General features: G+C 34.1%; 12 protein-coding genes. 11 read left to right on the top strand and 1 reads right to left on the bottom strand.

Annotation, left to right across the window (positions count from 1 at the left end):
• Positions 1-76 precede the first annotated feature (76 nt).
• A complete protein-coding gene (locus EDB96_RS21080) occupies positions 77-244 on the bottom strand; it encodes a hypothetical protein (RefSeq protein ID WP_157848518.1) in 168 nt (55 codons plus the stop codon).
• Positions 245-445: 201 nt separating this feature from the next.
• Between EDB96_RS21080 and EDB96_RS15275 the strand changes: the two genes are divergently transcribed.
• From EDB96_RS15275 to argH, 11 genes are all read left to right on the top strand, one after another.
• The gene (locus EDB96_RS15275; RefSeq protein ID WP_057118427.1) at positions 446-1,093 is read left to right on the top strand and encodes a GNAT family N-acetyltransferase; all 648 of its coding nucleotides are present in this window, start codon (positions 446-448) and stop codon (positions 1,091-1,093) included.
• Positions 1,094-1,148: 55 nt separating this feature from the next.
• Positions 1,149-2,342, top strand: coding sequence for an argininosuccinate synthase (locus EDB96_RS15270; RefSeq protein WP_134141761.1), 1,194 nt, complete (start codon positions 1,149-1,151; stop codon positions 2,340-2,342).
• Entirely contained in the window at positions 2,335-3,312 is a 978-nt protein-coding gene (gene argC, locus EDB96_RS15265) for an N-acetyl-gamma-glutamyl-phosphate reductase (protein ID WP_134141759.1), read from the top strand. Before EDB96_RS15270 ends, argC begins: the two co-directional genes overlap by 8 nt.
• 86 nt (positions 3,313-3,398) lie before the next feature.
• Positions 3,399-4,538, top strand: a complete 1,140-nt coding sequence (locus tag EDB96_RS15260; protein ID WP_134141758.1) for an aspartate aminotransferase family protein — start codon at positions 3,399-3,401, stop codon at positions 4,536-4,538.
• Between the two features lie 150 nt (positions 4,539-4,688).
• Positions 4,689-5,882 (top strand): glutamate-5-semialdehyde dehydrogenase, encoded by a 1,194-nt coding sequence (locus EDB96_RS15255; RefSeq protein WP_134141757.1) that lies wholly within the window; start codon positions 4,689-4,691, stop codon positions 5,880-5,882.
• A 185-nt stretch (positions 5,883-6,067) separates the two neighbouring features.
• A complete protein-coding gene (gene proB / locus EDB96_RS15250; RefSeq protein WP_134141755.1) occupies positions 6,068-6,829 on the top strand; it encodes a glutamate 5-kinase in 762 nt (253 codons plus the stop codon).
• A gap of 70 nt (positions 6,830-6,899) precedes the next feature.
• Positions 6,900-7,301, top strand: coding sequence for a GxxExxY protein (locus EDB96_RS15245; RefSeq protein WP_134141753.1), 402 nt, complete (start codon positions 6,900-6,902; stop codon positions 7,299-7,301).
• Positions 7,302-7,374: 73 nt separating this feature from the next.
• The gene (locus EDB96_RS15240; RefSeq protein ID WP_134141752.1) at positions 7,375-8,322 is read left to right on the top strand and encodes an N-acetylornithine carbamoyltransferase; all 948 of its coding nucleotides are present in this window, start codon (positions 7,375-7,377) and stop codon (positions 8,320-8,322) included.
• A gap of 96 nt (positions 8,323-8,418) precedes the next feature.
• On the top strand, positions 8,419-9,192 hold the full coding sequence (gene argB / locus EDB96_RS15235; RefSeq protein WP_134141751.1) for an acetylglutamate kinase: 774 nt from the start codon (positions 8,419-8,421) through the stop codon (positions 9,190-9,192).
• Between the two features lie 261 nt (positions 9,193-9,453).
• A complete protein-coding gene (locus EDB96_RS15230) occupies positions 9,454-10,524 on the top strand; it encodes a M20 family metallo-hydrolase (protein WP_057118419.1) in 1,071 nt (356 codons plus the stop codon).
• Between the two features lie 185 nt (positions 10,525-10,709).
• Positions 10,710-11,990, top strand: coding sequence for an argininosuccinate lyase (argH, locus tag EDB96_RS15225; RefSeq protein WP_134141750.1), 1,281 nt, complete (start codon positions 10,710-10,712; stop codon positions 11,988-11,990).
• Positions 11,991-12,036 lie beyond the last annotated feature (46 nt).

The raw sequence follows: 12,036 nt of genomic DNA, 5'->3' as shown, positions 1-12,036 counted from the left end.
AAACCCGATAATTAGCAATAATTATCGGGTTTTGCTTTTGTGTTTATTCACAAAACGTAAAAAAAATGTTAGTTTTTTATTTTTTTGTCTTGTAAATAAAAAAATAATGTACTTTTGCACCGATGAATAAAATAAGTTTACATATAACTTCTTTGTCACGGACAAACTCACCGATTACTTCTCCCGAAGTACGGATACTATCTCTATAGTATTCACTGAGTTTTATAGCCGTATATTTATTCATATCCATTTTTCATTTTGAAATCACATAATTTGTCCATTGGACAAACATATCCTAAAAGTATTTATTATTTTGTAAATTTTCTGAATCAACATTTTGATTTTGAATATGTTACTTCTATTTTGATTAATTTTATTGGATTCAATTCTGGATTTCAAAACAAACAATATTCTTTAATTTTTAACTCTAACTTCAATTATTGAAATGAAGATCTCTATTGTTGTTACCCAGGAAGAACACTTCAAATTCGCACAAGAAATCTGCGATACGATAGAATCATCTGCCTTATTAAGAGGTACGGGGATTGCTAAAAGAACTCCTGAGTACATTCAGAAAAAAATGTCGAATGGTGATGCAATGATTGCTCTGGCAGACGGGAAATTTGCAGGTTTTTGTTATATCGAAAGCTGGCAGCACGGAAAATTCGTGGCACATTCGGGATTAATTGTACATCCTGACTATAGAAGTTTAGGTTTGGCAAAAAAAATTAAGTCGAAAGTGTTTGACTATTCTTTACAGAGATTTCCAGATGCAAAAATATTTGGTATTACCACTGGCCTTGCTGTAATGAAAATTAATTCTGAATTAGGTTACAAACCTGTTCCTTTCTCTGAATTAACGACAGATCCAAGTTTTTGGGCCGGCTGTAAAACTTGTACCAATTTTCCTATTTTACAAAGCAAAGAAAACAAAATGTGCCTTTGTACGGGGATGTTATACGACCCAAAAGAAAAACAAAAAACACCGCCGAGACACCCTTTTAATGAGGCTGTTTTGAGCAGACTTAAAAAAATTAAACAGGCTTTATTTTTAAACAAATTATTGTCGTTTGTTTTTTTATTCAAAATTTAATTAAAAAGAAATCTCAAACTGCTAAATACGAAAGTATTAGCCAAAATTATAAAAAATGAAAAAAGTAGTATTAGCTTATAGCGGAGGATTAGATACCTCGTATTGTTTGAAATATTTAAAAAATGAAAAAGGATACGAAGTTCATACTGTACTTGTAGATACAGGAGGATTCGATGCAGAAGAGTTATCAGCCATTGAAAAAAGAGCCTACGAATTAGGAAGTGCCCAGCACGCAAATCTTACAATCGTTGACAAATATTATGATAAAGCTATAAAATATTTGATTTTCGGAAATGTATTAAAAAACAATACTTATCCCTTATCAGTAAGCGCAGAACGTGTTTTTCAAGCAATTGAAGCTATAAAATATGCTAAGAAAGTTGGCGCAAATGCAATCGCACACGGAAGTACGGGCGCAGGAAATGACCAAATTCGTTTTGATTTAATTTTCCAAACCATCGCTCCGGAAATCGAAATTATTACGCCAATTAGAGATTTAAAACTTTCAAGACAAGAAGAAGTAGAATACCTTCAAAAAAATGGTGTGAGCTATTCTTGGGAAAAAGCACAATATTCTATCAATAAAGGACTTTGGGGAACAAGTGTTGGAGGAAAAGAAACTTTAACATCAGGGCAGCCATTGCCAAGTGAAGCTTATCCTTCTCAATTGCAAAAAGAAGGTGAAGAAAAAGTAACGCTTCATTTTGAGCAGGGAGAATTAGTTGGACTTAACGGAAAAACAGATAAACCTTCAAACAATATTGTAGCCCTTGAAAAGCTAGCAAATGCTTATGCAATTGGAAGGGATATTCACGTTGGTGACACTATTATAGGAATTAAAGGAAGAGTTGGTTTTGAAGCTGCTGCACCATTAATTATCATTAAAGCGCACCATTTATTAGAGAAACATACTCTTGGAAAATGGCAGCAATATTGGAAAGAACAATTAGGAAACTGGTACGGAATGTTATTTCACGAAGGTCAGTTCTTAGATCCAGTAATGCGTAATATCGAAACGTTTTTGCAAGACACGCAAAAAACAGTAAACGGGACTGTAACGGTTTCACTAAAACCATATCATTTCTCACTTGACGGAATTGAATCTAAAAACGATTTGATGAACACAGGTTTTGGCCAGTATGGAGAAATGAACAACGCATGGACATCTGAAGATGCAAAAGGATTTATCAAAATTCTTGGAAATGCACAAAACATATTTTCATCTGTAAATCAATTAGATCATGATTAATGTCGGAATAATTGGTGGTTCAGGCTATACAGCTGGAGAACTCATCAGAATATTAATGTATCATCCCAAAGTAAACATAGATTTTGTTTACAGCACGACAAATGCGGGAAAACCACTTTCTGTGGCGCACCATGATTTGATGGGTGATATTGAAATGAGTTTTACTGATATAATCAATCCTGACGTAAATGTGGTATTTTTATGTTTAGGACACGGAAAATCAATTTCATTTTTGCAGGAAAATAAATTCGCAAGCCATACAAAAATTATCGATTTAGGAAATGATTTCAGATTGAATAAAGATGCTCATTTCGAAGGAAAAGATTTTATTTACGGTTTGCCAGAATTGAACAAAGCTGAAATTAAAAAAGCAAATTATATTGCAAATCCAGGTTGTTTCGCGACAGCTATTCAGTTGGCTTTATTGCCTTTAGCGAAACATAACGGACTGAATAATGATGTTCATATTAATGCTACAACTGGAAGTACAGGTGCGGGCGTAAGTCTTTCTGAAACTTCACATTTTAGCTGGAGAAACAATAATATGTCGCATTACAAAGCTTTTGAACACCAGCATTTGGGAGAAATCGGAGAAAGTTTGGTGCAGTTACAAGAAGATTTCGAAAGCGAATTACTTTTTATTCCGAACAGAGGAGATTTTCCAAGAGGGATTTTTGCAACACTATACACACTTTCAGATGATAGTTTGGAACAATTGGTTGCGAAATACGAAGATTTCTATAGAAATGAACCTTTCGTAACCGTAACCACAACAAACATCAACATGAAGCAGGTGGTGCAAACGAATAAATGTATCATTAGTTTATTGAAAAAAGGAAACCGGGTTCTCATAACATCAATTATCGATAACTTAACCAAAGGTGCATCAGGACAAGCGATTCAAAACATGAATTTAATGTTCGGATTAGAAGAAACCACCGGTTTACATTTGAAACCAAGCGGATTTTAATAATAGTTTCAAGTTTAAAGTTTCAGGTTACACGTTCTGCGAGCAACTTGAAACATGAAACCTGAAACAAAATAAACAAAACAAAAATGAACTTATTCAACGTTTACCCATTATACAACATAACTCCAGTAAAAGCAGTAGATTGTACAATTATTGACGACAAAGGAGTAGAATACTTAGATTTATACAGCGGACATGGTGTGATTTCTATCGGACACACACAGCCTGATTATGTAGCAAAATTGAAGAATCAATTAGACCATTTAGGATTTTATTCCAATGCGATTCAGAACCCTTTACAGGTTGAATTGGCTCAGAAATTAGGAAAGCTTTCAGGTTTAGAAGATTATGAATTGTTTTTATGCAGTTCCGGTGCTGAGGCCAATGAAAATGCATTAAAGTTAGCTTCTTTTCATAATGGAAAATCAAGAGTTGTAGCTTTTGATAATTCTTTCCATGGAAGAACTTCTGCAGCTGTTGCGGTTACTGATAACAAAAAAATCGTTGCGCCATTAAATGCGCAGCAGGAAGTAACTTTTTTACCGCTAAATCAAATTGAATTAGTTGAGGCTGAATTGGCAAAAGGAGATGTTACAGCAGTAATTATTGAAGGAATTCAGGGAGTTGGAGGTTTAGACCAAGGAACTACCGAATTTTTTCAGGCGTTAGAAAAAGCGTGTAAAAAACATGATGTCGTTTTAATTTTAGACGAAGTACAATCAGGATACGGAAGAAGCGGAAAATTCTTCGCGTTTCAGCATCACGGAATCAATGCTGATATTATTTCAGTTGCAAAAGGAATGGGCAACGGATTTCCGGTTGGAGCCATTTTAATTTCTCCAAAATTTGAAGCAAGTTTCGGATTATTAGGAACTACTTTCGGCGGAAGCCATTTATCTTGTGCTGCAGGAATTGCGGTTCTTGATGTAATCGAAAAACTAGATTTACAGAAAAATGTAAACGAAGTTTATGAATATTTCTTAGAAAAAATCAAAGAAGTTGAAGGCATCAAACAAGTAAAAGGAAAAGGGTTAATGCTTGGAGTAGAATTCGATTTTGATGTTGCAGCTTTAAGAAAAAAGCTAATTATCGAGAAACATATTTTTACAGGAAGTGCCAACAACAAAAATCTATTAAGAATTTTACCGCCTTTAACTGTCAAAAAAGCTGATATTGATACGTTTGTAAAAGCTTTAAAAGAAAGTTTAGAAGAATTAAAAAACTAATTCTCATTACGTTAAACCTGACGGGTTTTTAAAAGCTGTCAGGTTTCGAAAGACAAAGTATAGTATCCTAACAGGTTTTTAAAACCTGTTAGGTATCAATAAAGTTTCGATAAAAAGAAACAACCAAAAAACAACCAACCACTAGAAATTATGAATCCATTATCAATTGAAAAACGCAATCTCGTTTTGCGCTCCATGGCAAAGCTAGTCGAGCAGGAGCGGAATGAGATTATCTTAACCAATCAGGAGGATCTTGCCGATTACGACGGTTCAGATTTAGCGATGGAAGAACGCTTAAAAGTAGATGATAAAAAAGTCGATGAGATGATTTTATCATTAAACCAACTAGCTTCTCAAGAAGACCCCGTTGGCGTTGAGCGTTTTCATTTTACGCATGATAATGGAATTAAAGTCATTAATAAAACAGCCGCTTTCGGAACGATTTTAATTATTTACGAATCACGTCCAGACGTTACAATTGAAGCCGGCGGAATCGCTTTTAAATCTGGAAATAAGATTTTATTAAAAGGGGGAAAAGAATCTTTAAAATCAAATTTGAAGATTGTGAGTCTTTGGCATCAAGCTTTGGAGGAAAATGGTGTTTCGAAAGAATGGGTGGAATATCTGAATTATAATCGTGCAGAAACTCAGGCTTTCTTAGAAAAACCAACTCAAAAAGTCGATTTAATTGTGCCGAGAGGAGGAGAAAAATTAATTGAGTTTGTAAAAGCACACGCCACTTGTCCGGTAATTGTTAGCGGACGCGGTAATAATTTTGTTTACGTTCATGAACATGCAGATACTGATTTGGCTTTAAAGGTAATTCTGAATGCCAAAACAGCTAAAATTTCAGCTTGTAATGCGGTTGATAAAGTTTTAATAGATTCTAAGCTTCCTAATTTTGAAGGTTTTACAGCCATTTTAATAGAAACATTAAAGGAAAATAATGTTGAAGTTATCGTCGACAAATCTTTAGAAAATTTTGAAGATACAGAAACCCTTCAAAACGAAGATATTTGGTACGAAGAGTTTTTGGATTATAAAATTGTAATCGGAACAATTGACTCTGAAGAATATGCAATCGAAAAGATCAATAAATATTGCGGCGGACATTCGGCAGTAATAATTACCAGAGACGACCAAGCAGCAAAAGAATTTATGGATGCAGTTGATGTTGCTGCTGTTTATCAAAATGCTTCAAGCCGTTTTACAGACGGAGGACAATTTGGTTTAGGTGGAGAATTAGCCATAAGTACTGATAAACTTCACCAAAGAGGTCCAATTGGTTTACAGCATTTAGTAACAAACAAATGGTACGTTTACGGAGAAGGACAAATTAGATAATTATTAGACTTTCTTAGATTGTTAGACTTCTTAGAATTTTAGATTTTAGATTGATGACTAACGATTTTGGAATTTGGATTTTCAAATTTGGAATTTAAGTATAGATAAAGCTTTGCGAACTTTGTGTTTACAAGCGTTTGCAACATTAAAAAAACCTTGCGCCCTTTGCGGTTAAAAATAATTAGATGAGCAAAAAAAGGATTTTATTAAAAATAGGAAGTAATACTTTAACCAAAGAAACCAATCATATTTCGCGGGGAAAGATTGAAGATCTAGGAATTCAAATTGCGGCTCTAAACGACGAATACGAATTTATTATAGTCAGTTCTGGAGCTATTGCAGCGGCCAAGCAATTTGTAAAGCTGGATAATCAAGATAAAGATGTTTTTGTAAAGCAGGCATTAGCCTCTATTGGACAACCTCATTTAATGCGGATTTACAATGAAAATTTTAAAGATTTAGGATTAAATACCTCACAGTGTTTACTTTCTTATTCTGATTTCGAAAAAGAACAGACCAAAAAGAATATTGTAAATACAATTAATGTATTAGTTAAAAACAATTACATTCCGATTATCAATGAAAACGATACTGTTGCCACAGATGAGATTCGGTTTGGTGATAATGATAAATTAGCAGCTTTAACGGCGGTGCTGCTAAATGTTGATATTCTGATAATTGCCACTAATACAAACGGAATTTACACCAAAGAATCCATTCACAATGAAGTTCCAGAAACAATCAAATTGGTAAATGATTTGAAAACGCTTGAAAAAGAAATCGGTGAATCAAAATCATCACATGGAACAGGAGGAATGCAATCTAAAATAGAAGCAGCCGGAATCGCAAAAGCAGCAAATATCGAAACCTGGATCGTAAATGGATTAAATGATAATTTTATATTGAAAGCATTAAAGGAAGAAATTTCTTTCACAAAAATTGTGTAGATTTATACGCGGATGACACGGATTCACTTCGTGAAAACGCGGATTTTTACGGATTTTTAAATGTTGAAATATGAATTTATTGCATGAGGAGTTGACGGATACTATAATTAAAACTTTTTATGAAGTGTATAATGAATTGGGATATGGTTTTTTAGAGAGAGTTTATCAAAATTCATTATACTTAGAACTAAAAAGTAAAGGATTGAAAGTTGAAGCTCAAAAGAAAATAGAAGTTTATTATAAAGGAATTGAAGTTGGACAATATTATGCCGACTTAATAGTAGAAGATTTAATTATTTTAGAATTAAAAGCAGCAGATTGCATAGCTAAAGAATTTGAAAATCAAATTTTGAATTATCTAAGAGGAACAAATTGCGAAGTAGGTTTGCTTTTAAATTTTGGTGCAAAACCAGAATTTAGGCGGAAAATTTTCGAAAACAGTCGCAAAGTAAGAATAGAAAAATCCGTATAAATCAGTGTCTTCGCGATAGCGAATCAGTATAATCAGCGTCTAACTTTAGACAACTAACAAAAACAAAAAACAAATGAACTATATCTCAATAAAAGACATCAACTCATTATCAAAATGGGTAAAACAAGCGATAAAAATCAAAAAGAATCCGCTTAAAAATCAAAGTTTAGGAAAGAATAAAACCTTAGGAATGTTATTTTTCAATCCGAGTTTAAGAACGCGTCTGAGTACTCAAAAAGCGGCTTTAAATTTAGGAATGAACGTAATGGTAATGAATTTTACCAACGAAGGATGGACTTTAGAATTCGAAGATGGAGCAGTAATGAATTCGGGTGCTTCAGAACACATTAAAGAAGCGGCAGAAGTAGTTTCTCAATACTGTGATATCATCGCAATCCGTGCCTTTGCAGGTTTGGTTGATAAAGAAAAAGATTACCAAGAAACTGTAATCTCAGGATTTTTGAAATACGCTACAGTGCCAATTGTAAATATGGAAAGTGCTGTTCGTCACCCGTTACAATCTTTAGCAGATGCCATTACAATGGAAGAATTCAAAACGAAACACAAACCAAAAGTAGTGCTTTCATGGGCTCCACATCCAAAAGCCTTACCTCAAGCCGTTGCTAATTCATTCGTAGAAATGATGCAGATGCAAAAAGATATGGATTTTGTAATCACACATCCAGAAGGTTACGAGCTAAGTCCGGAAATTACAAAAGAATGCACAATCGAATATGATCAAGATAAAGCTTTTGAAAATGCCGATTTCGTTTACGTAAAAAACTGGAGTAACTTCAACGACTACGGAAAAGTAACCAACAGCGATCCGAATTGGACTGTTACAGCTGAAAAAATGGCTTTAACGAATAACGGAAAATTCATGCACTGTCTTCCAGTTCGTCGTAATGTAATTGTTAGCGATGAAGTTTTAGACGGCGAAAATTCAATTGTAATCGAACAAGCGAATAACAGAACGTATTCGGCACAATTAGTTTTACAGAAGATTCTTAAAAAAATATAATTTTTTTAAAGTTGCTAAGATTCTAAGCTACTAAGATGCTAAGAAACTTTGCGCAAAAAAACTTAGTATCTTAGAATCTCAGAACCTTAGAATCTTATGAATGTATCAGTAATAAAAATAGGTGGAAACATCATCGATAATCCAGCAGAATTAGAACAATTCTTAACCGATTTTTCTAAAATTGAAGGACATAAAGTTTTAGTTCATGGTGGTGGAAAATCGGCTACAAAAATGGCGCAGAGTATTGGTTTGGTTCCCCAAATGATTGACGGACGCCGAATTACAGATGCTCCAATGCTTGATGTTGTGGTAATGATTTACGCCGGACAAATCAACAAACATATTGTGGCGCAATTGCAGGCCAAAGACAATAATGCAATTGGTTTTTCAGGAGCTGATGGGAATTTAATTCAATCGGTAAAAAGAAACCATCCAACAATCGATTATGGATTTGTAGGTGATGTAAAACAAGTGAATACCAAATTATTGGCAACTTTGTTAGAAGCTGGAGTTGTTCCTGTTTTCTGTGCCATTACACACGACAAAAACGGACAATTGCTAAACACAAATGCAGATACTATCGCAAGCGAATTATCAATTGCATTATCTGAAGCTTTTGATGTTACGCTGACATATTGTTTTGAAAAACAAGGCGTTTTGCAGGATTCAGAAGACGATTCTTCTGTAATAACAGAAATCAACGAAACATTATACAATAAACTAAAAGAAGAAAAAGTAATTCATTCTGGAATGATTCCGAAATTGGATAATTGTTTCAATAGTTTGTCAAGAGGTGTGCAGAAAATCAAAATTGGACATCACAGAATGCTTCAAAATTCAAATATTCCGCATACAACGATTACATTATAAAAAAATGTTGCCACAATTTGACTCTGATTTTTTTAGTTAAAAGAGAAAATAATTTTAGACTTACATGAAAAAGTTTATTTTGATTTTAAATCTGTCACAAAAAAGATAATTTGTGAAAATTCGTGCAAGTAGTGGCAAAAAAACGGAGCTGCGCAGTGCTTTTAGAATTTAATTTAAGAAATTTGCGCCAATCAAAAATGTCGCAAATTTAAATTAAAAAACTTTGTGACTTCGCACCTTCGTGGCAAAGAAACCAAACTTATGAAAAGTATAGATACGCTTACCCAAGAAGCAATTAGTTTATTAAAAAGCTTAATCGAAACCCCTTCATTTTCGAGTGAAGAAGATCAGACGGCTCTTTTAATCGAAAATTGGTTCAATCAAAACGAGATTCCTTTCAAGAGAGAAAACAATAATGTGTGGGCTTTCAATAAGTATTTCGACGAAAACAAACCAACACTTTTACTCAACTCACATCACGATACCGTAAGACCTAATCAGGCGTATACGAATGATCCGTTTAAAGCAATCGAAAAAGACGGAAAACTATTCGGATTAGGAAGTAATGATGCTGGAGGCTGTCTGGTGTCATTATTAGCGACTTTTGTTCACTTTTACGAAAACCAAAATCTATCGCATAATATTGTTATTGTGGCTTCCGCCGAAGAAGAAAGCAGTGGAAAAAACGGTTTAAACAGCGTTTTAAAACATTTACCAGAATTAGACTGCGCTATTGTAGGAGAACCAACTTTAATGCAGCTAGCAGTAGCAGAAAAAGGTTTATTAGTTCTGGATGTAAAAGTAAAGGGAACAGCAAGCCACGCAGCGCATCAAAACGACGATAATGCTTTATATAAATCAATTCCGGTAATGGAATGGTTTAAAAACTATAAATTCGACAAAATCTCAGACGTTTTAGGTCCTGTAAAAATGACCGTAACGCAAATCAATGCAGGGAAACAGCATAATGTTGTGCCGTCAGAATGTGACTTGGTTGTCGATATTCGCGTAACAGACCGTTATACCAACGCTGAAATTTTGGAAGTTGTAAAAGCAAATGTAAACGCCGAAGTAACACCAAGATCAATGCATTTAAATGCTTCTTCTATTCCAGTTGCGCACGGTTTAGTGCAGGCTGGAATTGCTTTAGGAAGAACAACTTATGGATCTCCAACACTTTCAGATCAATCGGTTTTGAGCTGTCAGTCTTTAAAATTAGGGCCAGGAGAAACGTTACGTTCGCATTCAGCAGACGAATTTATTTTTGTAAATGAAATTGAAGAAGGAGTCGATTTGTATATCAAAATACTAACTGATTTCTTTAAATTATAATATTTTTTAGGAGCTAATCCCGCTATCCGTTCCAATCTTTTATTTTTTTAAAGAAAAAAAATAAAAGGATTTCCACTGCTATCGGGGCTAGAACACTCGGGAACTTAGAAACATTAAGTGAAAAGAAACTTTGTGAATCTCTGAGAACCTTTGAGTATCTCTGTGAAACAAAAAACATACATCTTATGAAACTTTGGGAAAAAGGAATACCAACAGATAAACAAATCGAACAATTTACCGTTGGAAACGACCGTGAACTGGATTTGGTTCTGGCAAAATACGATGCTTTAGGTTCAATTGCTCATGCTAAAATGCTGGGACAAATTGGTTTATTAACTGAAGAAGAAACAACTTCTTTGGTTGATGCGTTAAACGAAATTATCGCTGATATTGTCGTTGGAAATTTCGAAATCGAAGACAGTTTTGAAGACGTACATTCTAAAATTGAATATTTATTAACGGTAAAACTGGGCGATGCCGGAAAAAAAATACACACCGCGCGTTCTCGTAATGATCAGGTTTTGGTAGACGTTCATTTATATCTTAAAGACGAATTAAAAGCGATAAAAGAACAAGTAAAAACACTTTTTGACTTGTTAATGGAATCTGCGGAAAAGCATCAAAACGTTTTATTGCCAGGTTATACACATTTACAAATCGCCATGCCATCGTCATTCGGAATGTGGTTTTCTGCTTATGCAGAGAGTCTTATTGATGATATTACGATGCTGAACGCCGCTTCAAAAATTGTAGATCAGAATCCGTTAGGATCTGCTGCAGGTTATGGAAGTTCATTTCCAATCAATAGAACATTTACAACAAAAGAATTAGGATTTGAAACCTTAAAATACAATGCCGTTGCAGCACAAATGAGCCGTGGAAAAGCGGAGAAAACAGTTGCTTTTGCGATGACAAGTGTGGCTGGAACGTTATCAAAATTTGCGATGGACGTTTGTTTGTATATGAGCCAAAACTTTGATTTTATTGGTTTACCGGCACATCTTACAACTGGTTCAAGCATTATGCCCCACAAAAAGAATCCTGATGTTTTCGAATTAATCAGAGGAAAATGCAATAAGATTCAGGCGCTTCCATACGAAATCACTTTAATCACCAATAATCTTCCAAGCGGTTATCATAGAGATTTACAGCTTTTAAAAGAAGGTTTATTTCCAGCGATTCAGACTTTAAAATCTTGTTTGGATATTGCAATATTTTCTATAAAAGATATTACAGTTAAAGATCATATTTTAGAAGATAAAAAATACGATTATTTGTTTACGGTTGATACTTTAAACGAAATGGTTGTAGCAGGAATGCCGTTTAGAGATGCTTACAAAGCTGTTGCTGAGCAATTAGAAGCGGGAAAGTATAAATCTCCAAAAGAAACCAAACACACGCACGAAGGAAGTATCAATAATTTATGCCTAGATGCTATTAAAGATAAAATGAAAGCAGCTTTTTAGTTTTTGTGAAATGTAAAAAGTTGGATGTAAAAAGTAAAAGGTCATT

Source organism: Flavobacterium sp. S87F.05.LMB.W.Kidney.N, assembly GCF_004366435.1.
Lineage (GTDB): Bacteria > Bacteroidota > Bacteroidia > Flavobacteriales > Flavobacteriaceae > Flavobacterium.
Note: the sequence above shows the minus strand (reverse complement) of the source record. Positions and strands in the feature narration are given on the sequence as shown.